We start from the raw sequence: 26,361 nt of genomic DNA, 5'->3' as shown, positions 1-26,361 counted from the left end.
TATCTATGACGCTGCGCGCGCTGGCATGAACGCAGTCGTGCGGAAAGCAATGGAAAAAGGCGATGCTCCCGAAATCGTAGCCGAGACGGTCTTGAAGGCTGCGACCGATCCCGCTCCGAAGAGGCGCTATGCGGCGGGAAAAATGGCGCGCCAGGTCAGTTTCCTGCGCCGTTTCGTCCCGGCATCCGCATTCGACAAGAGCCTGCGAAAGCAGAACGGGCTGCCGGTCTGACGTCGGCAACGACGTCCTGCTTCGGTCGAACCGGCAGGCCACAGCAGACTGCTGTCGCTCGGTTCACCGCTCGGCAGGCAGGCCTTGCCGGTCCGGTGGCTTGACGCAACCCTTGGCTCATTGTCGGGCTCCAGCGGTGGCAGGACAGTTTGCGTTTTATAGGCGGAAACTAGATCAGGACCGCGCGAGCCTGCCGAAAATCGTCTGCAGGAATTCGCCGAGCCAGCGTTTGAGATGCATGTCCCAGATCAGCCGGCCGCCGAGATGGTCGCGGCCGGGCTGCGCGCCGGGCAACTCGAAGCGATGCGCGCCGCGAACGACCCAGCGCTGCATCATCGCCCTGGTCAGTTCGCCATGGAACTGGATGCCCCAGGCATTGTCGCCATAACGAAAGGCCTGGTTGGGATAGGTTTCGGCCGTCGCCAGCAGCGTCGCGTCCCGCGGCAGCGAAAAACCTTCGCGGTGAAACTGGTAAACCATGTCAGGCCAGTGCATCAGCTTCTTGCCATCCTCGGTCGCCTTCAGCGGATACCAGCCGATCTCAACCAGCCCCTCGCCATGACCCTCGACCTTGCCGCCAAGATGGTTGACCAGCATCTGCGCGCCGAGGCAGATGCCAAGCAATGGCCGGTTTTCCCTGAGTGGAACTTTCAGCCAGTCGGTCTCGCGGCGGACGAAATCGTCCTCGTCATTGGCGCTCATCGGTCCGCCGAACACCACGGTTCCGGCGTGACCGTCCAGTGTTTCCGGCAAGGTGTCGCCGAGCGGCGGGCAGCGGAGATCGAGGTCGAAGCCTTCTTCGATAAGCATGTGGCCGACGCGCCCGGGGCTCGAACTCTCCTGATGCAGCACGATCAGGATTTTTGGTCTCGGCCTCGGCATGGATGGCATCGGAATCCCGTCTATTCGTCGCTCGACGTTCCAGTGGCGCCCGGCGCTTCGGCGGCCGCCTTGCGGCGTGCCTCGACGCGGTCATGGCGTTCGACATCCATCAGCTCGGCGACCCGCCAGACGATATTGTCCTCGAGTTCGTGCAATTCGCCATCGGCATAGACGATCTCCCACATCAGGCCGATGAAGGCTTTTCGCGCGTCTGGATCGAGCTGGCGCTTCAACACGCTGGTGAAGGCGTAGAGGTCGATCGCCTCATTGTCGGCCCGCTCGCCGGCAGCGGCAAGCGCGTCGAGCTCGTCGCCACTGATCGAATAGCTTTCCGCCAGAACTGCCTTGAACCGCTCCCATTCGGCATCCTGACGCACGCCGTCGGCACTCATCACATGATAGAGAAGGGCGGATGCGGCAACGCGCGGATCATCGGCGTCGTTGCGGGCGCTGCCAGCTGCCGGCAGGTCCTTCAGAAACGACAGAACGCGTTCGAACATGTGATTCCTACTTCCCATCGGCCAAAACTAGCAAGCTCAGCCAAATCAGAACAATCGAAATTTGCGTGGTGATTTTTGGTCTTCGTCGTCCGGATCGACGCCGGGGTCGTCGGGCAGCCGGGCCAGTTCCTCCGCCGGTTCGACAGCTTCGGCATCCGGCGCGCTGACCGGCGTAACATCGTCTTCGCCGCTTTCCGATCCCGTCGCAGTGGTCGGTTTTTCCGACGAAACAGCGGGGTTCAGCTCGATGACATTTTCCTTTGCCGGCTTGATGGGCGCCGCAATGGTCGGCACCGCGGCGTCCGGCGCGTCCTCGTCACTGTCGATGAGCTGGCCGAGCCGCTCCATCGGCGCCCGCCATTCGAAGGCGTCTAGCTTGCCGGTGATCGGCGAGACCGGCGCCCAACGTTCGGAGACGACGCCGTCGGCAACCCAGGCCGGATCGCGCGGTGCACGCACTGCCTTGGACAAAAGCTGCCGCACCTTGCCCTGATCGCCGGTCTCGGCCTCCTCGATGTCGGCCAGAAGCAGATAGGCGCCTTCGCGGCGATCCATGCGAATGGCCGCCTCGGCCTCTTTACGGGCGGTTGAAAAGTCCTGCGCGTCGAGCGCGGCGCGCGCCACCGCCAGCGAGGATTCGGCGTGGTTCTTCTTCATCTCCTGCAGCTTCTTCGCCCGATTCAGGCGGTCGAGCACGGCATCGCCCGGCCGGGCGTGTGTGTAAAGCTCGGCGATCTCCGGATGCGGCTCGGCTTTCCATGCCGCTTCGAGTATTTTCGCGCCCTTGCGCACCTCGTTCTGCCTGAACAGCAGTTTGGCGGCGACGACCGCCGCCGGGGCGAAATCCGGCCGCAGCCGGTTGGCCTCGAGAGCAGCGGTTTTGGCGGCATTGGGATCGCTGTCGATCAGCGACTGCGCCTTTGCGGTGAGCAGCACGGCGCGACGCCGGTTGGCGGCGTCGCGCTCGATCTGGCGCGTCGATTTCTGCGCGTCGACCAGTTTCAGCGCGCCGTCCCAGTCGCCGCGCCCGGTCAGGTCTTCCAGCGTCGATTCGGCGGCCCAGGCCAGTTGCGGCGCCATCACCGCGGCACGGCCGGCATAGTGCCGCGCAGCGTTGCGATCGCCGAGGCGCTCGGCCTCGAGATAAAGCCCGCGCAGGCCGAGCAGCCGCATTTCCGGATCGTCGAGCATGGTCTCGAACTTTTCGCGCGCACCCTCGTGGTCGCCTTCCAGCAGCGAAGCCTGCGCCTCCAGCAATTGGATCAACGGCTCCTGGTCGGAGCGGATCAGCTTTGCCGCTTCCTTGGTCTTCTTGCGGGCGAGCGCTCCGTCACCGGCGCCGGCGGCGATCATGCCGGTTGACAGTGCCTGATAGCCACGATCGCGACGGCGCACGCGGAAATAACGCGAGATGGTGTAGGGACTGTTCCACAGCGCCTTGAGCAGCCACCAGACGATCATCATCGCGGCAACCACGGCGACAACCGCCACCGCCGCCACCATCAGGCTGACCTGGTACTGATAGCCGCTGAAGGTGACGACCATCTCGCCCGGCCGGTCGGCCAACCAGGCGAAACCCAGGCCGAGCGCGAAAACGACGGCAAGGAAAAGCAGAATGCGAATCATCGGGTTTCCCTCACGCCTTCATCGCACCTGAAATCAGCGCGTCGACCTGCTTCTCGACCTCGATTCGCGCCTTCAATCTGCCGGCAAAATCGGCGCCGGCAGCCTTCACCGCCTCGGGCAGCGTATCGTATTCGCTGAGCGCCTTGGCGTAGTCGCCCTGGTTGACCGCCACTTCCATGCGGGCGACGGTTTCCGGAGCGCCAGCGCCTTCGACGGCACCGATCGGCCTGACCTTGACCAGCGATTCGGCGCTCGACAGCAGGCTTTGCAGGAAGCCGGCATTCTGGTCGACGGGCTCGGAGGCAGCGACCATGGCATTGGCGGCGGCAGGCATTTCGGCGGCGATCTCCGCACGGGTCGGAACGCCCTTTTCGGCGTAGGCACGTAAGCCTGCGATCTCGGGTGCATCCGGTGAAATCGCCGCAAAGGTTTCGAGTTCAGCAGTGAATGGCGCACCGCGGTCGAGGGCAGCCTTCAGCGCCGAAGCGGCGATGGCGAGCGCAACCTTCGGCTGCCCGGCCTGTGCCTCGACTTTGCCGGAAAGCTGCGCCACCGACTGTTCCAGCGCCGCAAGCCGGCGGTCCTGCGCCGTCGCCGTCTCACCCGCGGATTTTACCGCCGCGTCGAGCCCGGCCAGCTTTTCGTTGAGCGGTCCGAGATCGACCGGCGCCGTATTGCCGGCCTGGCCAAGGGCAGCGACCGCCGTCTCGATCTGCCTGACCTTGTCGCCAAGCGCTGCAAGCCCGGCAGTGTCGCCTGCACCGCCCTGCTCGACCGCCGATTTCAGCGCCGCGACATCCGTCTTGACCTGATCCAGCGCCGACGACAGCCCGTCCACCTTGGCCGACGCATCATTGTTGCCGGCCGTGTCCTTGAGCCCTGCGATCTCGCTCTTCAGCGAAGCGATTTCGCCATTGACGCCATCGAGCGACACGCCGCCCGAGGAGACATCGCCAGCCCCTGGCGCGCCGAGCAGACCGGCAAACTGCAGCCCTCCGGCGGCAGCGAGCGCGATGACGCCGCCGATAATGCCGGCAGCGATACCGTTGATGCCGCCACGCTTCGGCTGCGCTGCCATCTCTTCATTCCCTGTCTGGGTTTGTTTCGGCGCTTCATCGGTCCCGCTGCTGGTCCCCGTCCCGCTGGCCCCTCTCCCACTGGCTTTGGCGGATCCGTCGTCGAAGCCATAGTCGAAGGCCCGGTTCGCTGATGCCTCCGAGCCGGCCGGATAAGTCGGTTTGGGTCCTTCGGGACCTTTGGCGCCGCCCTCTGCCGGCCCTTCCGAGCCGGCCGGCGGGGCCGCGTCGGCATGTTCCCACGGCTCGATGTCGGTCTGATCGGCATGCACGGGTTCTTCAGGCGCTTCCGGCTGCGACGCGTTTGCCGCTTCCTCCGCCTTCGCCTCGTCGGTCCGCCCGTTGGCGGCATCCTCGTCGGCAACGCGCGACACAGCGCCGGGTTCGAGCTCGATGGTCACCGGCTCGCGACGGCTTTTCGAATGCCGCATCTTCGGCGTCTTGACCATGCTTAGGCTCCGCAAAATTCGCTTCGGGATGGTTCAGAAGGGTCTAGCACATCACCAAGCGGTGAAAAGGGGCGGCGTGATGACACGGGGTCAACGCCACGTCCGCAAAAGCTCCAGCAGCGCCTCCTCGCTGGGCTCCGGCGCAACGCGGAGCTTTTCTGAGGCGACAGTTTCCAAGGCTGCGGCAATACGTCCGGACAGCGCGAAAAACCATGTCTCTTCAAAAAGATCGCGCAGCGCCGGCCGTTCGGTCAGGGCCTGCATCGCTGCCGCCGCCTTGGCCGAATAGAGCAGCACCGCTTCAACCGGCTGGCCGGACAGGCGCGCAAGGATTGCAGCGTCCGAATAGCTTGGCGCAACGGTGTCGTAGGTCTCGATGGCGCGGACGTGGACATCCGCGGCCTTCAGCCGCGCCTCGAACGCCGGAAACCGCACCCGTCCGCACAGATAGACGATGGTCTGTCCGGCGTAACCGGCGGCAAGCGCATCGGCCAGCGCCTCGGCGTCGCCCGGCCCTTCGCTGACGGACAGGAATCCCACCGTGCGGGCCGATTCCGCTGTCCGTCTGCCGACGGCATGGCAGGGCAAGGCGGCGAGCGCCGCGATGATTTCCTTCGGCGCGTGGCGCACGGCATTGGCGCTGGTGACCGCAACGGCCGCGGACTTGTATGCGACCCCGTCCGCATCGACCGGCAGCGCCACCGTTTCGGTCAGCGGCAGCAGGATCGGCTGAAAGCCCTGGTCTCGCAGCCGCTGTGCCGTGCGCGAGGCGCCTGGTTCCGGCCTCGTCACCAGGACGCGAACCATGTCAGGCCCAGCCGTCGAAGAATTTTTCGCCGGCCCTGGCCCGCACGGTCCTGGCGGCGTCCTCGCCGATGCGGGCGGCATCCTGCGCCGGGCCTTCCGCCCTGACCTCATGGGATTGCGTGCCGTCCGGCGAGATGATCAGCCCGGCGAAGAAAACCGTTCCGCCCGATATCGTCGCATGGCCGGCGATTGGCGTGCGGCACGACCCGTCGAGCGCCGCAAGGAAGGCGCGCTCGCAGGCCAGCGCCTGTCCGGTCGGCACGTCGTGGATTGCCGTCAGCATCCTTTCCACATCGAGGTCGCCGACGCGGCTTTCGATGCAGATCGCGCCTTGCCCCGGCGCCGGCGGAAAGGTGTCGAGCGGCATCAGGTCGGTGATGACATTCTCGAGCCCGAGCCGCTTCAGCCCGGCATAGGCGAGGATGGTGCCGTCGGCGACGCCCTCGTCGAGCTTGCGCAGCCGCGTCTGCACATTGCCGCGAAACATCACCACCTCGAGGTCCGGCCGCATCCGCCGGATCAGCGCCTGGCGCCTGAGCGAGGACGAGCCGACCCTCGCGCACTGCGGCAATCCGGCGATTGTTTTCGCCGCCTTGCCGACGAAAGCGTCGCGGGCGTCCTCGCGCGGCAGGAAGGCGGACAGTTCCAGCCCGTCGGGCAACCCCGTCGGCATGTCTTTTGACGAATGTACGGCGATGTCGATGCGGCGCGCCAGCAGCGCATCCTCGATCTCTTTGGTGAACAGGCCCTTGCCGCCGGCTTCCGCCAGCGGCCGGTCCTGGATGCGGTCGCCGCTGGTCGAGATGACGACCACTTCGAACGCCTCAACCGGCATGCCGTGCGCCGCCATCAGCCGCGCTTGCGTTTCATGCGCCTGCGCCAGCGCCAGCGGGCTGCCGCGTGTTCCGATTTTCAAGGTTGTTTGCATGGCGCGCCGTCCGTGATAACCCCCGGCAGATTGAGGCCGTTTTCCCGGCTTTCTCCTAACGGGGAAAGGCTGGTTGCACAATCTCTAGGGATGGCGACGAATTGATCCGCGTTCTGGGTATTGAGACGAGTTGCGACGAGACCGCCGCCAGCGTGGTAGCGCTGGACGCCGGCGGCGCACCCAAAATCCTGTCAGATATCGTGCTCAGCCAGATCGAGGAGCATGCAGCCTTTGGCGGCGTCGTGCCGGAAATCGCCGCGCGCGCCCATGTCGAGGCGCTGGACGGCATCATCGAGGCAGCGCTCGCCGATTCGGGCGTCGAACTCGCCGACATCGACGCAATCGCCGCGACTGCCGGCCCCGGCCTGGTCGGCGGGCTGATCGTCGGGCTGATGACGGCGAAAGCCATTGCCGCGGCCGCAAACAAGCCGCTGATCGCAATCAACCACCTCGAAGGCCATGCGCTGACCGCGCGGTTGACCGACGGGCTCGACTTTCCCTACCTGTTGCTGCTGGTGTCCGGCGGCCACACCCAGATCGTCGCGGTGCGTGGCGTTGGCGACTACCAGCGCTGGGCGACAACCATCGACGATGCGCTTGGCGAAGCCTTCGACAAGACGGCCAAGATGCTCGGCCTGCCCTATCCTGGCGGACCGAATGTCGAGAAGGCGGCGGCGACCGGCGATGCCGCGCGCTTCGCCTTCCCGCGGCCGATGAAGGGCTCGGCGCAGCCCGATTTCTCCTTTTCCGGGCTGAAGACTGCCGTGCGCCAGGCGGCGACGGCCATTGCTCCGTTGAGCGACCAGGACGTCGCCGACATCTGCGCCTCGTTCCAGGCGGCGGTGGCGGATGCGCTGGACGATCGCGTTGCGAGGGCGCTGAACCGATTCCGTCAGGAATTTCCAGGCGAACTGAAGCCTGCGCTCGTTGTTGCCGGCGGCGTCGCCGCCAACCGGACGATTAAGACGACGCTCGAAGCCCTGTGCGAGAAAGCCGGCTTTGCTTTCGTCGCGCCGCCGCTCAAACTCTGCACCGACAATGCGGCGATGATCGCCTGGGCCGGCATCGAGCGGTTGCGCGCTGGCATCGCGGGTGAAAACACCGCCGATTTCGTGCCGCGCTCGCGCTGGCCGCTGGACAGCATCTCTGCCCCGATGGTCGGCTCGGGCCGGCGCGGGGCCAAGGCATGACCGGCAGCGGGCACAAGGCGCCAAGCGGCTGGCGCATTGCCGTACTCGGCGGCGGTGCCTGGGGCACGGCGCTGGCGCTGGCCATGTTGCGAGCCGGTCATTTCGTCCGCCTCTATGCGCGCGACCCGGAGACCGTCGCCGCGATCGACCGTGGCGAAAATCCGCGCTATCTGCCGGGCATCGCGCTCCAGGCCGGCATCGTGGCAACGAGCGACATCGAGGCTGCGCTCGACGGCGCCGATTGCGTGCTGGCGGTGGCGCCGGCGCAGTCGCTGCGCGCCATGCTGACCACCGCGAAAACCCATATGCCCAAAGACGTCCCGCTGGTCCTCTGCGCCAAGGGCATCGAGCGTGACACCGGCGCTTTGCTGTCGGCGATCGTCGACGAGATCCTGCCTAAAAATCCGGTCGCCGCCCTGTCCGGCCCGAGCTTCGCCACCGACGTCGCTAGAGGTCTGCCGACGGCCGTGGTGGTCGCCGCCCGCAACGAGGGTCTGGCGGCCGATCTTGCCGCCCGCTTCTCGGCGCAGAACCTGCGCTGCTATTCGAGCGACGATCTCATCGGCGTCGAGATCGGCGGTGCGCTGAAGAACGTCTTCGCCATTGCCGCCGGCGCGGTCACCGGCGCTGGGCTCGGCGCCAGCGCCCAGGCCGCCATGGTGACGCGAGGCTTTGTCGAATTGCGCCGCATCGGTGCTGCCTTCGGCGCCAGGCCCGAAACGCTGATGGGGCTTTCCGGCCTCGGCGATCTGCTGCTGACCTGCTCGTCCGCCCAGTCGCGCAATTTCGCCTACGGGCTGGCGCTGGGGCAAGGCAAGCCGCTTGCCGGGCTGCGCTTGGCCGAAGGCGTGCCGACGGCGGCGATCGCCGCCCGCATCGCCACCGAACGCAAGATCGACGCGCCGATCATCGCCGCCGTCGCCGCCATACTGGACGGCACGATCACCATCCGGCAGGCTGTGTCGGCGCTGATGACAAGGCCGCTGAAGACCGAAAGCGACGTGTAACCTCGAACGATCCGGAGATGGAAGATGCTGTTTGCTTTGATTTGCAAGGACAGGGCCGGACGCCTGCAGGTGCGGCTGGATACGCGGCCCGAGCATGTTGCCTTCCTGGAAGGATTGAACGGCGAGAAGAAGCTGGCCTTCGCCGGTCCGTTCCTCGACACGGACGGCAAGCCGAACGGCAGTCTCGTCGTGGTCGAGGCGCCCGATCTGGCCGCGGCAGAGGCGCTGTCGGCAGCAGACCCCTACGCCAAGGCCGGGCTGTTCGAAAGCGTCGAAATCCGGCAATGGAATTGGACCTTCAACAAGCCGGCGAGCGCATGACCCCGAAAATCGGAATCGATTTTCGGAAAGGATCATGCGCAAAATCAAAGTGCCACAGCGTCCTTTGCGCGTCTGAAAGACGCGCGGCGCTGTAGCTGATTCTCAGCCGCCAGGAGGAGCAAAAACGATGAACTACTGGCTGTTCAAATCCGAACCCTCGGTCTTCTCCTTCGAGGACCTCAAGGCGAAGGGCAAGGCCGGCACGCAATGGGACGGCGTGCGCAATTATGCGGCGCGCAACAACATGAAGGCGATGCAGATCGGCGATCTCGGCTTCTTCTACCATTCCAACGACGGGCTCGACGTGGTCGGCATCGTCGAGGTCTGCGCGCTGGCCCATCAGGACACCACGTCAGATGATCCACGCTGGGAATGCGTCGATATCCGCGCCGTCAAGGATGTGCCGAAGCCGGTGACGCTGGAACAGGTCAAGGCCAATCCCAAGCTTGCCGAGATGGCACTGGTCCGGCTCGGACGGCTTTCCGTGCAGCCGGTGACGCCGGCCGAATGGAAAGAGGTCTGCCGCATGGGCGGCCTGACGCCGGCTCCGTGACGGCGCTGACGCCAAACAGCGCGAGAAACTTCATCCTCGACAACACGGCGCTGATGGCGCCGCCGCATGTGCCGGAGATCCTGCTGCATCTGGCCGACGAAGCGCATGAATTGTGGCAGCGGACCGAGGACGAACTGGCCGAAATCGGCCTGCCGCCGCCTTTCTGGGCCTTCGCCTGGGCCGGCGGCCAAGGCCTTGCCCGCTACATCCTCGACAATCCGGCTGATGTGCAGGGCAAGCGCGTGCTCGACTTTGCCTCCGGTTCCGGCCTTGTCGCCTTTGCGGCGGCGAAGGCCGGCGCGGCAGAGGTGATCGCCGCCGACATCGACCCGTTCTGCGCGACGGCGATCCGCCTCAACGCCGAGGCCAATGATGTCGGAATAAAGTTCCTCGGCTCGGACTGCATCGGAACCGATGCGGGTTGGGATGTGGTTCTGGCCGGCGACGTCTTCTACGACAAATCCTTCGCCGACCGGCTTATGCCATGGTTCGCGACGCTGAAGGCGCGCGGCGCCGACATCCTCGTTGGCGATCCCGGCCGCTCCTATCTGCCGAAGACGGGGCTGGAACCGCTTGCCGTCTATGAAGTGGCGGTAACCCGGGCGCTGGAAGACGCCCTGGTCAAGCGCACGACCGTCTGGCGGTTTGCTTGATGGCACCGCCGAACAGGCGTTCCATCACGCATCGATTTTGAGAATACGCATGTCGTTGTCCCAAAACCGCTGGGCACCCCCGGTTCGGGCCCGGGGGCATGCTTTTGGGCGACATGCTTCCGGGGAGGGAAATCATGGATTTCTCAGCAGTGAACTGGCTGGCGGTGATCGTCGCCGCGGTGGTGGCGTGGTTGTTCGGCGCTGCCTGGTACATGGGCCTGAGCAAGCCGTGGCTCAAGGCCGCCAAGCTTGATCCGGCGACCATGGGTAAATCGCCGTTGCCCTTCGTCATCAGCTTCATCGCGGAACTTGTTATGGCGCTCGTCATGTCTCTGGTCATTGGAGCGATGACCGGTGGCGAACCGAGCCTCATTGCCGGGCTCGTCTTCGGCTTCGTTCTCTGGCTCGGATTCGTCGCCACGACGCTTTCCGTCAATCATCGCTACCAAGGTTTCGGCTGGGATCTGACCATCATCGACGGCAGCCACTGGCTTGGCGTGCTGCTGATCATCGGCGCGGTGATCGGCTGGTCCGGCGCGGCGGAAGTTGCCGGCTGACCCTGCCGCCACGAAATAGGTCGACGACCGCCGGCTGGCCACTCAGAGCGACGTAAAGCTCATCCCAGCGTCGGGTCCGGCTGCGGGTTGTGAACTTCGTTCAGGAGCCAATCCCTGAACGCCACGATCCTGGGGTCGTTGGCCGAGGCGATGGGATAGACCAGGAAGTAGGCGAAGTCGGGCGGAACCTTGATGCCAAGTTCGAAGGGCCGGATCAGCCGGCCCTCGGAAAGGTCGTTTGCCACCATGGCAAAATCGGCGAGTGCGACGGCATTGCCGTCGAGCGCGGCCTGTACGGCGTCGGTCGAGGTGTTGAACACGATTGTCCGGCTGTCGTCGAAATCGTCGACGCCGGCCGCCGCCATCCACATCCGCCAATTCGGCCAGGTCACGCCTTGTCGCGCCCACTCGATATGGGCGAGCGTGTGATGGAAGAGATCGCGTGGCTCGCGCAGCGGCGGGCCGGAGGCCAGCAGGCTGGGGCTGCACACAGGTATGATGACATTTTCGAACAGCCGGTGGGTGCAAAGGCCCGGATATTTTCCCGCGCCGAATCGGATGCCGACATCGACGTCGTCCAGGTCGAAATCGCGCAATTCGGAGGCAATGTCGAAGCGGAGCTCGATGCCAGGCCGCTGCTTGCGAAAATCATCGACGCGCCGCATAAGCCATTTTGTCGCGAACTGGGCGTCGAGGGTCACTTTCAGCAGCGCCGTTCCGCGCGCCATCTTGTGCGCCCGTGAGACGGCCCGGCCAAGCAGGTCGAGCGCGTCGGTCGAGGCCTCGAACAACACCGCGCCCGCCTCCGTCAGCCGGATCGTGCGGCTGGTGCGCGTGAACAGCACGATGCCGAGCTGATCCTCGATTTCCTTGATCTGGTGGCTGACCGCGGCCGGCGTCAGGCCGAGCTCGTCTGCGGCGCGGGTGAAATTGAGGTGCCGGGCCGCCGCCTCCAGCGTCCGCAGTGCACGGGTTCCGGGCAGCAGGCGAGCCATCAGAGTAGGACGAGAAGAGGCCGGTCGAGCATTTCCAATCCTCAAACAAAACTTGAAGATGGAGAGAAAACTACTCGTTTCTCGTTTTATTTTCAATCCGTCATGATGTGACCATCGAATAAACATCAAGCCGGATTTGATATCCGGAGAAGCGGATTGCACGATGTCTCACATTGCCTTGAGCTCTGAAACCGTCCGCCCGGCCTGGCTGCGCGCGACGCTTGACTGGTTTCGCCATGCGAAAGTTGCGGTCAACCTCCCGCATGAAAAAGTCGAGGATCTTCCGGACCGCCAATTGCGCGACATCGGCGCCGAACGCAAGGATGTCGCGCACGTGATGGACCGGGAACTCGGCCGGTTGGGTCTGCTCGACATCGGCTGGCAGAGGCCGCGGACGTAGGGGGAGTAGGGCAGTAGGGCAGTAGGGCAGTAGGGCAGTAGGAAAACGAATAGGCAAGCGGCGCGCCTGCGCAATCCTACTGACACTTTGTTCCTTCCCTATTCCCCTACTGCCCTATTCCCCTATCCCCCTATTCCCCTACCTCACCACCCTCATCACCGTGCGGTCCGACAGCAGCGGCAGCAGCCGGGCCATCGTGCGCGCCGTCACCGCGACGCAGCCTTGCGTCGGCGTGAAGCCGGGGCGCGCCAGATGAAAGAAGATGGCGCTGCCGCGCCCGCGGCGGCGCGGCGAAATGTTCCAGTCGAGCACCAGGCAGGCATCATAGAGCCGGTCGGCGCGCAGCATCCGCTCGTGGCTGGCGCCATAGGGAATCTTGACCGGACGGTTGTAGTTGCGGTCCTCAGGCACTTCGCACCAGCCGAGATCGGGACCGATCGGTGTCATCGCCAGCCGGGTTTTGCGGCCGCCGGAGAAATGATCGTTACGGAAATATCCCGACAGGATCCTCATCGAACCAAGCGGCGTGGCGCCGTCGCCTTCGCGTTTGCCGGCCGATATGCCGCCGCATCCCAGCGCACAGGAAAACACCAGTTTGCCGGCCTGCAGGAGCCCCTGGCTGGCGTGGCCGGGCCTGGCACGCACCGTGAGAACACGAAGCCCTTTTCGCAAAAATGCGCTCGCCTCATTGCACGCGCGTTTTTTCTTGTATGATCGTGCCACGGAACAAATCATTGTGATCGGCTGTTGTGCCGGTCAGCTTCCGCATAAACAGGCAGCGGTCAACTGAATTTTCTTTTCAAAACAACGGATTGATCCATGACTTCACGCACCATTCTGATCGTCGATGACGATGACGACCTGCGCGGCACGCTCGTTGAGCAATTGTCTCTCTATGAGGAATTCGATGTCCTGCAGGAATCAACCGCCGCCAAAGGCGTCGCCACGGCCCGCGGCGGCCTCATCGATCTGCTCATCATGGATGTCGGCCTGCCCGACATGGATGGCCGGGAGGCGGTGAAGATACTACGCAAGGGCGGCTACAAGTCGCCCATCATTATGCTGACGGGACACGACACCGATTCCGACACGATTCTCGGCCTCGAAGCCGGCGCCAACGACTATGTGACCAAGCCGTTCCGCTTCGCGGTTCTCTTGGCCCGTATCCGTGCCCAGCTTCGCCAGCATGAGCAGAGCGAAGACGCCACCTTTTCGGTCGGCCCCTACACCTTCAAGCCCAGCCAGAAGCTTCTGATCGACCAGCGCGGCGCCAAGGTGCGGCTAACCGAAAAGGAAGCCTCGATCATCAAGTATCTCTATCGCGCCGACCAGAAGGTGGTGACGCGCGACGTGCTGCTCGAGGAAGTCTGGGGCTACAATTCCGGCGTCACCACGCACACGCTGGAAACCCATGTCTATCGGCTGCGCCAGAAGATCGAGCGCGATCCTTCCAATGCAGAAATTCTTGTGACAGAAAGCGGCGGCTACAAGCTGGTTCCTTAAACATTTAATCATTCAATCAGCGGTCGGGGCAGGGGCCGCTTTCGGGGTACGATCCTGAGACTGGAGGTGGTTCTGGATCGAACTCGCTGACGCATCGGCCCAAAAATCGGTTCGATTTTTGGAAAGCACGGTGGGTCAAGTTCAAAGCGTTCGAGCGTCCTTTGCGCGTCGAAAGGAGGCTCGGCGCTCTAAGGGAGGGATTGGACTGGCCGTTCGGGGACATAGCTAGATGGCGTTGGATGACGACATCCGCATCCTGTCCGCCGTGAGGCTCTTCGAGGGCTTCACGCAGGAACAGTTGCGTCTGCTCGCCTTTGGCGCGGAAACCACCAGCCTGCAGGCCGACCACAAGCTCTACCGCGAGGACGACGAGGCCGATTGTGCCTACATCGTGGTCAGCGGGCGCATCGTGCTCTATCGCGAGCAGGATGGCGCCCGCGTGCCGATAGGCACGGCCGGCCCCGGTACCATGTTGAGCGAACTGGCGCTGATCGCCGACACCAACCGGCTGACCAGCGCATCCGCCGAAATCGATTCGGAAGTGCTGCGGCTCAGCCGCAAGATGTTCCACCGCATCCTGGAGGAATATCCCGATATCGCGGTCCATCTGCACCAGCGCATCTCGGAGGATTTTCAGGCATTGATCCGCCGCATCGAGAAACTGGCGCCGCGTTTCGACAACTGAACCGGATGCTTTTCAACTCGCCCTCGCAACCAACAGACCGTGAAAGCCAATCGGATCAGGGCGGCAAGGGCTGAGGTGTGTCGAGATTCAGATCAGGCAGAGCCGGAGTCGAAGACGGGCGCGAAGCGACCAGAATGGTGGGGTCCGAGAACCGTACTTTTGGGTACGTGAGCACCGGAAGCGCAGGAGACCACCATTCGCAGGCCGGCCTCATCTGAATATCGATACACCTAATCCAGGTCGAACCGCGCGATCACCGGCACATGGTCCGAAGGCCGTTCCCAGCCGCGGGCCGGCCGCAGGATTTCGTAGCCGGCAAAGCTCGGCACCAGATTTGGCGACGACCAGACATGGTCGAGCCGCCGGCCGCGATCCGACGCTTCCCAATCCTGCGCGCGATAGCTCCACCAGGTGTAGAGCTTTTGCTCATAAGGCACGTTGAGCCGCATCAGGTCGACCCACTCGCCGGCGAGCCGCATCGCCTCGAAATTTTCCGTCTCCACCGGCGTATGGCTGACCACTTTCAAGAGCTGCTTGTGCGACCAGACATCGTGCTCGAGCGGCGCGATGTTGAGGTCGCCGACCAGGATCGAACCGGACATTTCGTCGTGCTCGGCGCGGATAGCGTTCATTTCGGCGACGAAATCGAGCTTGTGCTTGAACTTGCGGTTGATGATGGGATCGGGCTCGTCGCCGCCGGCCGGAACGTAGAAATTGTGCAGCAGGATCGCCTTGCCGCCGGCCCGCACGGTGACCGACAGATGCCGGCAGTCCTCAATCTCGCAGAAGCGGCGCTTTTCGACTACTTCGAGCGGCCGGCGCGCCACCGTCGCCACGCCGTGATAGCCCTTCTGGCCGTGGAACACGATGTGCTCGTAGCCGAGCTTGCGAAACGCCTTTTCAGGAAACAGCTCGTCGGGAACTTTGGTTTCCTGCAGGCAGAGCACGTCCGGTGCCTGTTCGACAAGCAGGCGTTCGACGATCGGCATGCGCAGGCGGACGGAATTGATGTTCCAGGTAGCGATGGAAAAGGGCATGTTTGGGATTCCGGGACAGCGCAAGGTCCGCCAGATGGCTCCGACGGGAACGACGCCTTTTGAAAGTCAATCCCGGAAACTACTGCCAGCCGCGCACCGCAAAAACAAGCCGGCCGCGCTCGAAGCGCGGCCCGGGCTGGCACCAGGGTTCGCTGAGATTCAGGTCAGGCCGAGTCGAGAATGGTGGGTTCCGAGAACCGGAGCGGAGCGTACTTAAAGTACGTGAGCACCGGAAACGCAGGAACCCGCCATTCGCAGGCCGGCCTCACCTGAATAACAGCGGATCCTACCGCGACTTGGTGTTCAGTTCCCGGTTCGCCGTATAGTCGATGGCAAAAGTGTCGGGGGCGAAGCTTACGCCTTCCCTGACGTTGAAGATCATCACCGTCGTGTCCTTGCCTTGCGCATCGGTGATCGTCCACTGGCGCAATTCGTAGGTTTTCGGATCGAACATCATAGTGATCTTCGAACTGCCGAACACTGATTTGTCGGCGAGTTGAATGGTGGTGACGTCGTTTTCTTCCTTGACGCTTTTGACGCGGCCGCCGGAGAGGTCGATCCTGTTGTCGAGCAGCAGCTTGAGCGGCGTCTTCGACAGCGGATAGAGATCGGACGTTTTCAGCCGCTTGTTGAGGATGACCACCGACTTGCCGTCGGAAATCACCCTGAAATTCGACGTTCCGTCATAGTTGAAGCGGATCTTGCCCGGCCGTTCCAGAAAGAACTTGCCGCCGGTCTGTTCGCCCTTGGGTCCGAACTGCACGAATTCGCCGGCCATCGATTTGACCGAGGAAAAATGGTCGGCGATCTTCTGCGCGGTGGGTGGCACCGCCGCTTGCGCCGACGCCAGCAACTGGACCCCGGGCACGACATTGATGGCCGCAGCACCTGCCAGGATCAGGCCGAGGCCAAGCAGCTGGCGGCGGGTCGGGGCAAAATCGCTGATCGTGGCGAAAGAAGAGTTTTTCATGCCGGTCACTCTCGTCTGGTTTATCTGTTGTCGCAGTGTTTGGCCCCCCAGTTGGGCTTAAGTTTGGCGGCCGAACAGCGCTTGGTCGTTGCAAACGCGCCAGAAGGTTCAAAGTTGCCGCCGTCAGGTTGCAGCCGCGAAAATCCTATCGGTTGGTGCCGGGGCGGATCAGAACTTGTCGTCCTCCGTCGGCACCAGAATCTCGCGTTTTCCGGCATGGTTGGCCGGGCCGACAATACCTTCCTTCTCCATCTTCTCGATGATCGAGGCGGCGCGGTTGTAGCCGATGCCGAGCCGGCGCTGGATGTAGCTGGTCGAGGCCTTGCCGTCGCGCAGCACCACGGCAACCGCCTGGTCGTAGGGATCGTCGGAATCCTCGAAATTGCCGCCGCCACCGCCCGAACCCCCCTTGCCCGACGGCTCGTCGTCGTCCTCATCGTCATCCTCGGTAATGGCGTCGAGATATTCCGGCACGCCCTGCAGCTTCAGATGCGCGACGATCTTCTCGACCTCGTCATCGGAAACAAAGGGGCCGTGTACGCGCTGGATGCGGCCGCCGCCGGCCATGTAGAGCATGTCGCCCATGCCAAGCAGCTGTTCGGCGCCCTGCTCGCCCAGGATGGTGCGGCTGTCGATCTTCGACGTCACCTGGAAGGAGATGCGGGTCGGGAAGTTGGCCTTGATCGTGCCGGTGATGACGTCGACCGACGGCCGCTGCGTCGCCATGATGACGTGGATGCCGGCGGCGCGCGCCATCTGCGCCAGGCGCTGCACCGCGCCTTCGATGTCCTTGCCGGCGACCATCATCAAATCGGCCATCTCGTCGATGATGACGACGATGTAGGGCATCGGCTCGAGATCGAGGTTTTCGGTCTCGTAGACCGCTTCGCCGGTCTGGCGGTCGAAGCCGGTCTGCACGGTGCGCGAGATTTTCTCGCCTTTCTTCTCCGCCTGCTGCACCCGCGCGTTGAAACCGTCGATGTTGCGGACGCCGACCTTGGACATCTTGCGGTAGCGGTCCTCCATCTCGCGCACGGTCCATTTCAGCGCCACTACCGCCTTCTTCGGGTCGGTGACGACAGGCGTCAGAAGATGCGGGATGCCGTCATAGACCGAGAGCTCCAGCATTTTCGGGTCGATCATGATCAGTCGGCAGTCCTGCGGCGTCAGCCGGTAGAGCAGCGACAGGATCATGGTGTTGATGGCGACAGACTTGCCCGAACCGGTGGTGCCGGCGACCAGCACGTGCGGCATCTTGGCGATGTCGACGATGACCGCCTCGCCATTGATGGTCTTGCCGAGCGCCAGCGCCAGCTTGGCCTTGGTGGTCTCGAAATCGCGGCTGGCCATGATTTCCCTGAGATAGACGGTCTCGCGCTTGGCGTTCGGCAGCTCGATGCCGATGGCGTTGCGGCCGGGCACCACCGCGACGCGGCAGGCGATCGCGCTCATCGAGCGGGCGATGTCGTCGGACAGGCCGATGACCCGCGACGATTTGATGCCGGGCGCCGGCTCCAGCTCGTAGAGCGTGACGACCGGGCCAGGGCGGACATGGATGATCTCGCCCTTGACGCCGAAATCCTCCAGCACGCCCTCGAGCAGACGGGCATTCTGCTCGAGCGCGTCCTTGGACAGGCTGGCGTCGCGCACGACGTTCTTCGGTTCGGACAGAAAATGCAGCGACGGCATTTCGAATTGTTCGGAGCCGATCAGCGAGGTCTGGGCTTCGCGCTGGACACGAGCGCCCGGAACGGGTCGGGGCGCCGGCGCCGCGACGCGTGTGGCCGCATCGGAGCGGAACGTGGGCGCAGTGCTGCGTTGGCCCACGGGCTCCGGCGCAAAATCCATGTCGTCGTCATCGTCAAAAACATCGGCGTCGTCGGGATCGAGCGAGGCGCTGCGGTCGTTGACCATGGCGGCGAAGAATTCCGGCTCGACGCGGGCGCGGCCATCCGGGCTCATCCGCGCTTCGGCGAATTCGGCCGATTCGACCCGCTCGGCAGCACGCCGCCAGGCGCTGGCGCGCGGTTCCATCTCCGGTTCGAAATCGTCGCGCTCCCGGCGGCGCGCGGCGCGACGGCGGAGGTAGGCGCGCAACGACAACCACCAATGCGTGATCGCGCCAAGCGCCAGAATGCCCTCGTCGCCCTCGTCCTCGTCATTGTCGAAAAGCAGGTCGTCCTGGTCCCTCGGATCGGGCGCAGCCGGTTGCTCCAGGACGGCGAAACCGTTCTGGCGTGCAACCAGCGCCGAGCCGTAGGCAAACAGCCATAGGGCGGGCGCGGCGAGAAGCACTGCGAGCACGCTGGCGATGAGGCCCGTCGGGTAGCCGCCGACGACGAGGCCGGGAATCTTGAGCACCATGTCGCCGAACACGCCGCCGAGACCGGTCGGCAGCGGCCAGGTCTTCGGCGGCACCACGCAGCCGGCGATGGCCGCGGCAAGCACCGCGTAGCCGAACCAGGCGAGCCCGCGCTTCGGCAGCCTGTCGACGCCGCGCGCCGAAAACAGCAGAAATCCCCAGACCACCGCCGGCACCAGCGCCGCGACGGCAGCAAGGCCGAAGAACTGCATGGCAAGGTCGGAGAAGACAGCGCCCACATAGCCCATGGCGTTGGTGACGATGTTATCGGTGGCGTGGGAGAAGCTTGGGTCGGCGACGTTCCAGGTGGCGAGGCTGGCGATACCGAAGGCGACCAGCGCAAACAGGCCGGCGCCGACCAGCCGGCCGACCTGACGCCGCGCGAATGCCCGGATGCCGTACCCCGTATCGGCCAGCGCGAGCGGTGCTGAAGCCCCTGAACGCATGCTCTTCCCCGTCTATCATTGCCCGGCCGATAGCGCAGGCGCAACTCGGCAGATTCGAGCACCAGACTATCGGCGGGAAGGTTAAGGCAGCATTAACTATAAGGGGTTGAGGGAAGTATCTTGCGGCGAGTAGCTGGCACGGCCATACGCGCAAAAAAAGAGGCCCGGAAACGTTCCGGGCCTCAATGCGTGAGCCCTTGCAGGAGCGTCACGACGGGATGGGAGAATGCGGGGCGGCCAAGGCCGCCCCAGACAAGGCTTACGGGTGGCAAGGCTTACGGGTGATAGGCCGCTTCGCCATGCGCGGTGAGGTCGAGCCCTTCACGCTCTGCATCGGCTGTCGGGCGCAAGCCTACGATCATATCGACGATCTTGTAGAGGATTGCGCTGCCAATACCCGACCACAGCACGGTTACGAGGACACCCTTGAACTGCGACCACAGCTGGGTCGCCGTGCCGGCATAGCCGGCGGCGAAGTCGGCTGTCGAATAGTCGACGATGCCAGCGCCGCCGAGGGCGGGATTGACCAGGATGCCGGTGCCGAGTGCGCCGATGATGCCGCCGATGCAGTGAATGCCGAAGACATCGAGGCTGTCGTCGTAGCCGAACTTGTTCTTCACTACTGAGACGAAGAAGTAGCAGACACAGGTGGCGACGATGCCGAGCACGATGGCGCCCATCGGTCCGGCAAAACCGGCGGCGGGCGTGACGGCGACAAGGCCGGTAACAGCGCCCGAAACCGCGCCAAGCATCGACGCCTTGCCGCGCAGCAGCGTTTCAAGCACGATCCAGGTCACTGCCGCCGCCGCTGTGGCGACGAAGGTGTTGACCATGGCCAGCACCGCATAGGCGTTGGCTTCGAGGTTCGAACCGGCGTTGAAGCCGAACCAGCCGACCCACAGCAGCGAAGCGCCGACCATGGTCAGCGTCATGGAGTGCGGCGCCATGACGTCCTTGTTGTAGCCAATGCGCTTGCCGATCATGAGCGCCCCGACAAGGCCGGCGATGCCCGCATTGATGTGAACGACGGTGCCGCCGGCGAAGTCGATGGCGCCGAAGCCGAAGATGAGCCCCGACGGGTCGCTATAAGCGCTCGGGCCACCCCAGAACCAGACCATATGCGCGATCGGGAAGTAGACGAATGTGACCCAGAGGATGGTGAAAAGGATCACGGCGGAGAACTTGACGCGTTCGGCGAATGCGCCGACGATCAGGGCGGGCGTGATGCAGGCGAAAGTCATCTGGAAGAGGACGAACACCAGTTCAGGAATGGCGACGCCCTTGGTGAAGGTTTCCGATACCGTCGTCACGTCGACACCGGCAAGAAACATCTTGGAGAGGCCGCCGACGAAGGCATTGCCGGGGGTGAAGGCAAGGCTGTAACCGTAGAAAACCCAGACGATCATGACCACGCTGGTGATGGTGAAGACCTGCATCAGCACCGACAGCATATTCTTGGCACGAACCAAGCCGCCGTAGAAAAGCGCAAGGCCGGGAATGGTCATCAACAGCACCAGAATGGTGGAAATCATCATCCACGTCGTGTCGCCCTTGTCGACGGTAAAGGCCGGTGCCGCTGGCGCTGCCGGAGCCGCTTCCTGCGCGAATGCGGCGACCGTGCCCAGTGCTGTGACAGCGAGCGAGCCCAGCAGCGCGGTGCGCGCCGCCGACTTCAAAGTAGCAGAAATATTCATTGAACTCTCCATTGGAATACGTGTCCGCAGATCAAAGCGCGTCGGTGTCTGTTTCGCCGGTGCGAATGCGCACCGCCTGGTCGATGCCGAAAACGAAGATCTTGCCGTCGCCGATCTGACCGGTCTTGGCCGCCGCGGTGATGGCTTCGACGGCCTTGTCGACCATGTCCAGGCCGACCGCGACTTCGATCTTGATCTTCGGCAGGAAGCTGACCGCGTATTCCGCCCCGCGATAGATTTCCGTGTGTCCCTTCTGCCGCCCGTAGCCTTTGACTTCGGTGACGGTCAGGCCCTGGATGCCGACTGCGGTGAGCGCTTCGCGCACCTCGTCGAGCTTGAACGGCTTGATGATTGCCATCACGATTTTCATAAGGTTTCACCCTTTGCTGTTGCGGTCCCCCGCGTTTGTACGACGTCGCCGATCCCCATGAGAGCCGGAGAGTGCCCGCTAGGATTCAAGCTCCGTGCCAATTGCCGAAGCAGGGTGTTAACCTGTTGTTAAATAAGGAATTCGGGAAGGTTTGTCGGCTGACTGTGCATAGTCGCGGCAACGCATCTGATTAAAAAATAGGCAATTTTGCAAAAATGCCTATTCGGCGGGCGGCCGCTTCAGCCTGATCAGGCCTTCCTGGGCAACCGAGGCGATCAGCGTGCCGTCGCGGGCAAACAGCGACCCGCGGGTGAACCCCCGCGACCCTTGCGTCGACGGGCTGTCCTGCGTGTAGAGCATCCAGTCGTCGAGCGGATGGCTGCGGTGGAACCACATGGCGTGATCGAGGCTCGCCGCCTGGATGTCGCTATCGAAAATGGCGCGGCCATGCGCAAAGGTTGAAGTATCGAGCAGCGTCATGTCGGAAAGATAGGCAAGCACTGCCGCCTGCGTGGCGCGATCGGCCGGAACCGGGCCGGTCGTGCGGATCCAGATGTTCTGCTTCGGCTCCAGCTTTTCCCGGCTGGTGTAATGCTCCAGCATCACCGGCTTCATCTCGATCGGCCGGTCACGCTCCCAGTAGCGCCTGATGCCGTCGGGCACGGCCTCGCCGAACTTGCCAATCAGTTCGCGCTGCGACAGCAATGTGTCGGGCGCCGGCACGTCCTGCGGCATCGGCACCTGATGCTCGAGCCCGACCTCTTCCTGCTGGAACGAGGCTTCCAGCGAAAAGATCGCCTGGCCGTGCTGGACAGCCACGACACGGCGCGTGGTGAAGGAGCCGCCGTCGCGGATGCGGTCGACCTGGTAGATGATCGGCACCTTGGTGTCGCCGGGCCGCATGAAATAGCCGTGCAGCGAATGCACGTGGCGTTCGGGCTCCACCGTTCGCTGGGCGGCGACCAGCGCCTGGGCGATGGTCTGGCCACCGAAGACACGCTGCCAGTCGAGTTTGGGGCTGCGACCTCGGTACAGGTTGTGTTCCAGCTGCTCGAGGTCGAGAATGCCGAGAAGCTCGTCCATGGCCGCCGTCATGTTTCGCGCCCTCGCCGTAGAAGTGTTATTGCTTTCCGACAGGAATGACGGGCAGTCAAGGCCGGAAGGGAATTTGGCCGGAAAGGAATTGCCATGGTGGACCGCAAGGCGGATGCAAAAAACCGAACCTCGCTCGATATCTTGGTCGCCGGCGCCGGCTATGTCGGCCTTGCCGCCGCGGTATCGCTGAAACAGGCACGACCAAGCCTGGCGGTCGCTGTCGTCGACGCCGCGCCCGCCGGTGTCTGGCAAAAGGACGGCCGCGCCTCGGCCATCGCCGCTGCCGCTTGCCGCATGCTCGACCAGCTCTGCGTCTGGGCCGAAATCGCGCCCGAGGCGCAGGCGATCACCGAGATGATCGTCACCGATTCGCGCACTTCCGATCCGGTGCGCCCGGTGTTTCTCACTTTCGATGGCGAGGTCGCGCCCGGCGAAGCCTTTGCGCATATGGTCGCCAACAGGGATTTGAATGGCGCCTTGCGCCGGCGCGCTGAAAAACTCGGCATCGACATCATCGAAGGCGTCGCAGTCAGTGCCTTCGACGTGAACGGCGCCGGCATCACCGTGCATCTTGCCGACGGCGCGACGCTGAAGGCGCGGCTGCTGGTCGCCGCCGACGGCGTCAACTCGAAGCTGCGCGACATGGCCGGCATCAAGACGGTGAAATGGGAGTACGGCCAGTCCGGCATCGTCTGCACCGTGGCGCATGAACGGCCGCACAATGGTCGCGCCGAAGAGCATTTTCTGCCAGCCGGCCCGTTTGCCACGCTGCCGCTCAAGCCGGACACGGACGGGACCAACCGCTCGTCGATCGTCTGGGTCGAGCGGTCGGAAGATGCCGAAAAACTGGTCGACAGCGACGACCTCGTCTTCGAGCACGAGCTGGAACAGCGGTTTGGCCTGAAGCTCGGCGAAATTCACGTCGCCGACAGGCCACGCGCCTGGCCGCTCGGCCTGACGCTTGCCCGCGCCTTCGTCGCGCCGCGCATTGCGCTCGCCGGCGACGCCGCCCACGGCATCCACCCGATCGCCGGCCAGGGCCTGAATCTCGGCTTCAAGGATGTGGCGGCTCTTGCCGAGGTGGTGGTCGAGGCCGACCGGCTCGGCCAGGATATCGGCGCGCTCGACGTGCTCGAGCGCTACCAGCAGTGGCGGCGTTTCGACACGCTGCAGATGGGCATCACCACCGATGTCCTGAACCGGCTGTTTTCCAACGACATCGGCCCGTTGCGCGCCGTCCGCGACATCGGCCTCGGCCTCGTCGAACGCATGCCGCGCTTGAAGGATTTCTTCATTCGCCAGGCGTCCGGACTGTCCGGCGACACGCCGAAACTGCTCAAGGGCGAGGCGATCTGAACCCGGAAGGGCGGCAAACCAATATTGAGCGTCAGGCAATTTCGTTCAGTTGACCTCGAAGCCCAGCTTCTGCCGCAGCCGCAGTACCCGCTGGTCGGATATCTTCAGGGGTTGCTCACCAGCCTGCGCCGCGCGGTTCACCATCTGCAGCAAATCGTTTCGCTCAGTCACATCCAGACGTTCGCGCAGGAACGGCGCCAGCTTGTCGATGACGATCGTGGCATCGTCGATCTGTGACGCCGCCCATTTGGCGTAGACCACGGCCTCATCGGTCTTCTTGTCGTCCGCAATCTCCGAAATCACCGACCGAATCGCGGCTTCGCGCTGCGGCAGGACAGGGCCGTTCTCGGAAACGATGGCGGTGATCAGCGTCGCGGCCGCCACGACCGAATCGTCGATCGCCGTCAGCGGTGAGAGCGCCGCCTGCTTGCGCAGTCTCTTGCGGCGAATGTTCCCTTGCACACGCCCGACGACGTCCGCGACCTCGCGCGCCGCATCGTTCATGGCCTTCATCCGATACCACCAGAACGCCGCCGCTCCCAACAGCCCAATTGCAGCAATCAGTATATGCATGCCCGTGATCCCCAAACCGCAGCGACGATAGGAGAAGTGCTGCCTCGCTTCAACACGCAAAAGTTGCACCCGCCGAAGAAATTTGATTCAGCCGGACGCAAAACAGAATAATCGCTAGGACCCCGGCACGTTGTAGATCGCCCTGACCTCGATCGTGCCGATTTCGGCCAGCGGGATGCCGCCGGCAATCTCCAGCGCCTCGTCGATATCCCCGGCCTCGATCATGACGAAGCCGAGCAATTGCTCCTTGGTCTCGGCGAAGGGGCCGTCTGTAATCAGTCGCTTGCCCTTGCGCCGGCGCACGGTTTTCGCGGTCTTCACCGACTGCAGCGCTTGCGCGATGATCAGCCGACCGCTTTGCTCTACCGATTTGTCGTAGGCCAGCGAGTCAGCGTCGAGCTTGGCCAGCCTCTCCGGACTCATTGCATAAAGGTCTTTTTCCTCACCATAGACCAGGCAAACGTATTTCATCTCTCATCTTCCTTGTTGTGGGGAACCATAGGATGCGGCCACCTCGGTGTCAGCCGCGCCTATGCCGGTCGCCGCGTGATCGAGAACGCATGCCGCGACCCCGATGATGGCGACCGCCGCCAGAAGCCGGCCGAAACCGAAAGGCGGCGGATGCAGCCAGTAATCTTCCCGCCGTTCGGGCTTGCGGCCCGAGCTCTTCCACAGTGCGATGAACAAACCATCCATGTGAACCTCCATCCGGCCGCGAAATCCGTGACCGCCCGCAGGACGGTCGAGGCCGATGGAAGTCGACATTTTTGCACGCGCATTTTTTTAACGCCTGGCCATTGGCGCGAAAGCACGGGTGGCCTTCGTGCCCACGCGCGCTATAGTCGATCAGACGCCGATCACGGCTCAGCCACCACATCAAGGAGGAATTCATGGACCGCACCGCAAACGCCGTCTGGAAAGGCAATCTGAAAGAGGGCAAGGGCACGCTCGACACGCAGAGCGGGGCTCTGAAAGGCACGCCCTACTCGTTCAAGATGCGCTTCGAGGATGAAAGCGGCAAGTCCGGCACCAATCCGGAGGAACTGATCGCAGCGGCGCATGCCGGTTGCTTTGCCATGCAGCTTTCGCATGTCCTGGCCGAGAACGGCACCCCCGCCACCGAACTCGACGCCAAGGCCGTGGTGACGCTGGTTCCCGGCACCGGCATCACCGGCAGCGCGCTCACGCTGGTCGGCAAGGTGCCGGGCATCGATGCCGCGAAATTCCAGGAGCTGGCCGAACAGGCCAAGGCCGGATGTCCGGTTTCGAAGGCACTTGGCGCCATAAAGGTGTCACTCGACGCCAAGCTCGGCTGAGAGTTTTTTTCAACCACACGCGCCGCCGGCTTTCGGGCCGGCGTTTCTTTAGGCTCAACGCACAGACCAGGTGCCGTCGCTAGCGCGCTTCGCCGATCAGCGCGTCGATTCGTGCGCGCAATTGTGCGACCTCTTCCTCTAGAGCCTGCACGCGCGCTTCGAGGTCCGCGGCCGGCGAAGGTGATTGCAGGGGCATTGCAGCCACTGGCGTCAGCACCGGCCCGCTCAAGAGATGCACATAGCGGTCCTCACGCTGGCCGGGTCCACGGTCGATCTGCTGGACGAGAGGCGGCTTGCGGCCGATCAGCAGGTCGAGATTGCTGCGAAGCTCGTCGATGGAGGGTAGGCGCGCCATGCGCTCGCTCCGCGCCAGCAATTCATGCGCGGTCTGCGGACCGCGCAGCAACAGCAGCCCGAGCAGCGCGATCTGCGCCGAAGTCAGCGAAAAGCGCTGCGCAACGACATGCTCGTAGCGCTCGACGCGCGAGGCAAAGACCTGCCTGACCAGGCCCTTGTGCTCAAGCTGGCCAAGCGCTCGTCTTACCTCGGCAAGCTCGACAGACATCACCGGCTCGCGCGCCGTCTTCTGGTTAGCGGCGACATGCGCTGCATTGAGCGTCAGCGGGTAGATATCGGGCGTCAGTTCCTTCTTTTCGATCAGGCAACCGAGCACGCGCGCTTCGACGGTAGAGAGGATGGGCAGTTCGGTGTCGGTCATTGGTCGGCTATCCTTTGAAGCTGGCGGGACAGCGCCCCCCACTTGGGGGAGATTGGATGT

The 26,361-nt window shown here is 63.8% G+C and carries 29 protein-coding genes and 1 pseudogene; 12 read left to right on the top strand and 18 right to left on the bottom strand.

The window, feature by feature from the left end; translation table 11 throughout:
- Positions 1 to 232: pseudogene (locus tag BQ8482_RS39340) on the top strand (oxidoreductase); the annotation flags it as partial.
- Between the two features lie 174 nt (positions 233 to 406).
- On the opposite strand, the gene BQ8482_RS17920 reads toward BQ8482_RS39340, so the two are convergent.
- From BQ8482_RS17920 to hemC, 6 genes are all read right to left on the bottom strand, one after another.
- On the bottom strand, positions 407 to 1,123 hold the full coding sequence (locus tag BQ8482_RS17920; protein WP_123148844.1) for a glutamine amidotransferase: 717 nt from the start codon (positions 1,121 to 1,123) through the stop codon (positions 407 to 409).
- 11 nt (positions 1,124 to 1,134) lie between these two features.
- Entirely contained in the window at positions 1,135 to 1,614 is a 480-nt protein-coding gene (locus BQ8482_RS17915; RefSeq protein WP_123148843.1) for a tellurite resistance TerB family protein, read from the bottom strand.
- 45 nt (positions 1,615 to 1,659) lie between these two features.
- On the bottom strand, positions 1,660 to 3,240 hold the full coding sequence (locus BQ8482_RS17910; protein ID WP_123148842.1) for a heme biosynthesis protein HemY: 1,581 nt from the start codon (positions 3,238 to 3,240) through the stop codon (positions 1,660 to 1,662).
- Positions 3,241 to 3,250: 10 nt separating this feature from the next.
- Positions 3,251 to 4,765, bottom strand: a complete 1,515-nt coding sequence (locus BQ8482_RS17905) for a COG4223 family protein (protein ID WP_123148841.1) — start codon at positions 4,763 to 4,765, stop codon at positions 3,251 to 3,253.
- Between the two features lie 90 nt (positions 4,766 to 4,855).
- Positions 4,856 to 5,572, bottom strand: coding sequence for a uroporphyrinogen-III synthase (locus BQ8482_RS17900; protein ID WP_123148840.1), 717 nt, complete (start codon positions 5,570 to 5,572; stop codon positions 4,856 to 4,858).
- 1 nt (position 5,573) lies between these two features.
- The gene (gene hemC / locus BQ8482_RS17895; RefSeq protein WP_123148839.1) at positions 5,574 to 6,500 is read right to left on the bottom strand and encodes a hydroxymethylbilane synthase; all 927 of its coding nucleotides are present in this window, start codon (positions 6,498 to 6,500) and stop codon (positions 5,574 to 5,576) included.
- A gap of 104 nt (positions 6,501 to 6,604) precedes the next feature.
- On the opposite strand from hemC, the gene tsaD reads away from it, so the two are divergent.
- From tsaD to BQ8482_RS17865, 6 genes are all read left to right on the top strand, one after another.
- Positions 6,605 to 7,690, top strand: a complete 1,086-nt coding sequence (gene tsaD, locus BQ8482_RS17890; RefSeq protein ID WP_208867748.1) for a tRNA (adenosine(37)-N6)-threonylcarbamoyltransferase complex transferase subunit TsaD — start codon at positions 6,605 to 6,607, stop codon at positions 7,688 to 7,690.
- A complete protein-coding gene (locus tag BQ8482_RS17885; RefSeq protein ID WP_123148837.1) occupies positions 7,687 to 8,697 on the top strand; it encodes an NAD(P)H-dependent glycerol-3-phosphate dehydrogenase in 1,011 nt (336 codons plus the stop codon). Before tsaD ends, BQ8482_RS17885 begins: the two co-directional genes overlap by 4 nt.
- A gap of 24 nt (positions 8,698 to 8,721) precedes the next feature.
- A complete protein-coding gene (locus BQ8482_RS17880) occupies positions 8,722 to 9,018 on the top strand; it encodes a YciI-like protein (RefSeq protein ID WP_123148836.1) in 297 nt (98 codons plus the stop codon).
- Between the two features lie 127 nt (positions 9,019 to 9,145).
- Positions 9,146 to 9,571 carry an EVE domain-containing protein gene (locus BQ8482_RS17875; protein ID WP_123148835.1) on the top strand — a complete coding sequence of 142 codons (426 nt, stop codon included), beginning with the start codon at positions 9,146 to 9,148 and terminating at the stop codon, positions 9,569 to 9,571.
- Between the two features lie 53 nt (positions 9,572 to 9,624).
- Positions 9,625 to 10,224 (top strand): class I SAM-dependent methyltransferase, encoded by a 600-nt coding sequence (locus BQ8482_RS17870; RefSeq protein WP_208867746.1) that lies wholly within the window; start codon positions 9,625 to 9,627, stop codon positions 10,222 to 10,224.
- Between the two features lie 134 nt (positions 10,225 to 10,358).
- Complete coding sequence (locus BQ8482_RS17865; RefSeq protein WP_123148834.1) at positions 10,359 to 10,781, top strand: DUF1761 domain-containing protein; 423 nt, start codon at positions 10,359 to 10,361, stop codon at positions 10,779 to 10,781.
- A 59-nt stretch (positions 10,782 to 10,840) separates the two neighbouring features.
- Here the strand turns inward: BQ8482_RS17865 and gcvA are convergent, their stop codons facing one another.
- Positions 10,841 to 11,776, bottom strand: a complete 936-nt coding sequence (gcvA, locus tag BQ8482_RS17860) for a transcriptional regulator GcvA (RefSeq protein WP_123148833.1) — start codon at positions 11,774 to 11,776, stop codon at positions 10,841 to 10,843.
- A 163-nt stretch (positions 11,777 to 11,939) separates the two neighbouring features.
- On the opposite strand from gcvA, the gene BQ8482_RS17855 reads away from it, so the two are divergent.
- Complete coding sequence (locus BQ8482_RS17855) at positions 11,940 to 12,176, top strand: hypothetical protein (RefSeq protein WP_123148832.1); 237 nt, start codon at positions 11,940 to 11,942, stop codon at positions 12,174 to 12,176.
- A 138-nt stretch (positions 12,177 to 12,314) separates the two neighbouring features.
- Here BQ8482_RS17855 and BQ8482_RS17850 read toward each other — a convergent pair whose 3' ends face one another.
- Complete coding sequence (locus BQ8482_RS17850) at positions 12,315 to 12,911, bottom strand: L,D-transpeptidase family protein (protein ID WP_123148831.1); 597 nt, start codon at positions 12,909 to 12,911, stop codon at positions 12,315 to 12,317.
- Between the two features lie 84 nt (positions 12,912 to 12,995).
- On the opposite strand from BQ8482_RS17850, the gene BQ8482_RS17845 reads away from it, so the two are divergent.
- Together BQ8482_RS17845 and BQ8482_RS17840 are read left to right on the top strand one after the other, a co-directional pair.
- Positions 12,996 to 13,679 carry a response regulator transcription factor gene (locus BQ8482_RS17845; protein WP_029349304.1) on the top strand — a complete coding sequence of 228 codons (684 nt, stop codon included), beginning with the start codon at positions 12,996 to 12,998 and terminating at the stop codon, positions 13,677 to 13,679.
- A gap of 229 nt (positions 13,680 to 13,908) precedes the next feature.
- On the top strand, positions 13,909 to 14,364 hold the full coding sequence (locus BQ8482_RS17840) for a cyclic nucleotide-binding domain-containing protein (RefSeq protein WP_123148830.1): 456 nt from the start codon (positions 13,909 to 13,911) through the stop codon (positions 14,362 to 14,364).
- Positions 14,365 to 14,594: 230 nt separating this feature from the next.
- Here BQ8482_RS17840 and BQ8482_RS17835 read toward each other — a convergent pair whose 3' ends face one another.
- The 6 genes from BQ8482_RS17835 to tesB form a co-directional block, all read right to left on the bottom strand.
- Positions 14,595 to 15,401, bottom strand: coding sequence for an exodeoxyribonuclease III (locus BQ8482_RS17835; protein ID WP_123148829.1), 807 nt, complete (start codon positions 15,399 to 15,401; stop codon positions 14,595 to 14,597).
- Between the two features lie 286 nt (positions 15,402 to 15,687).
- Entirely contained in the window at positions 15,688 to 16,371 is a 684-nt protein-coding gene (locus BQ8482_RS17830) for an outer membrane lipoprotein carrier protein LolA (protein ID WP_123148828.1), read from the bottom strand.
- Between the two features lie 168 nt (positions 16,372 to 16,539).
- Positions 16,540 to 19,179 carry an FtsK/SpoIIIE family DNA translocase gene (locus BQ8482_RS17825; protein ID WP_123148827.1) on the bottom strand — a complete coding sequence of 880 codons (2,640 nt, stop codon included), beginning with the start codon at positions 19,177 to 19,179 and terminating at the stop codon, positions 16,540 to 16,542.
- Between the two features lie 275 nt (positions 19,180 to 19,454).
- Entirely contained in the window at positions 19,455 to 20,873 is a 1,419-nt protein-coding gene (locus BQ8482_RS17820) for an ammonium transporter (RefSeq protein ID WP_123148826.1), read from the bottom strand.
- Positions 20,874 to 20,904: 31 nt separating this feature from the next.
- The gene (locus tag BQ8482_RS17815; protein WP_023800571.1) at positions 20,905 to 21,243 is read right to left on the bottom strand and encodes a P-II family nitrogen regulator; all 339 of its coding nucleotides are present in this window, start codon (positions 21,241 to 21,243) and stop codon (positions 20,905 to 20,907) included.
- Positions 21,244 to 21,462: 219 nt separating this feature from the next.
- On the bottom strand, positions 21,463 to 22,338 hold the full coding sequence (tesB, locus tag BQ8482_RS17810) for an acyl-CoA thioesterase II (protein WP_123148825.1): 876 nt from the start codon (positions 22,336 to 22,338) through the stop codon (positions 21,463 to 21,465).
- 93 nt (positions 22,339 to 22,431) lie between these two features.
- Between tesB and BQ8482_RS17805 the strand changes: the two genes are divergently transcribed.
- Complete coding sequence (locus BQ8482_RS17805; protein ID WP_123148824.1) at positions 22,432 to 23,694, top strand: ubiquinone biosynthesis hydroxylase; 1,263 nt, start codon at positions 22,432 to 22,434, stop codon at positions 23,692 to 23,694.
- A gap of 45 nt (positions 23,695 to 23,739) precedes the next feature.
- On the opposite strand, the gene BQ8482_RS17800 is transcribed toward BQ8482_RS17805, so the two are convergent.
- The 3 genes from BQ8482_RS17800 to BQ8482_RS17790 all read right to left on the bottom strand — a co-directional run bounded on the left by BQ8482_RS17800 (position 23,740) and on the right by BQ8482_RS17790 (position 24,963).
- Positions 23,740 to 24,267, bottom strand: a complete 528-nt coding sequence (locus tag BQ8482_RS17800) for a hypothetical protein (RefSeq protein ID WP_123148823.1) — start codon at positions 24,265 to 24,267, stop codon at positions 23,740 to 23,742.
- A 114-nt stretch (positions 24,268 to 24,381) separates the two neighbouring features.
- Entirely contained in the window at positions 24,382 to 24,738 is a 357-nt protein-coding gene (locus tag BQ8482_RS17795) for a YciI family protein (RefSeq protein WP_095495584.1), read from the bottom strand.
- 3 nt (positions 24,739 to 24,741) lie between these two features.
- Complete coding sequence (locus BQ8482_RS17790; RefSeq protein WP_123148822.1) at positions 24,742 to 24,963, bottom strand: hypothetical protein; 222 nt, start codon at positions 24,961 to 24,963, stop codon at positions 24,742 to 24,744.
- A 194-nt stretch (positions 24,964 to 25,157) separates the two neighbouring features.
- Here BQ8482_RS17790 and BQ8482_RS17785 point away from each other — a divergent pair, with 194 nt between their 5' ends.
- Complete coding sequence (locus tag BQ8482_RS17785) at positions 25,158 to 25,583, top strand: OsmC family protein (protein WP_123148821.1); 426 nt, start codon at positions 25,158 to 25,160, stop codon at positions 25,581 to 25,583.
- Between the two features lie 79 nt (positions 25,584 to 25,662).
- Here the strand turns inward: BQ8482_RS17785 and BQ8482_RS17780 are convergent, their stop codons facing one another.
- Positions 25,663 to 26,301, bottom strand: a complete 639-nt coding sequence (locus tag BQ8482_RS17780) for a YceH family protein (protein ID WP_123148820.1) — start codon at positions 26,299 to 26,301, stop codon at positions 25,663 to 25,665.
- Between the last annotated feature and the right edge of the window lie 60 nt (positions 26,302 to 26,361).

The organism is Mesorhizobium delmotii, from assembly GCF_900149755.1.
Taxonomy (GTDB): Bacteria; Pseudomonadota; Alphaproteobacteria; order Rhizobiales; family Rhizobiaceae; genus Mesorhizobium; species Mesorhizobium delmotii.
The sequence above is the reverse complement of the archived record's forward strand: the minus strand, read 5'-3'. Positions and strand labels throughout refer to the sequence as shown.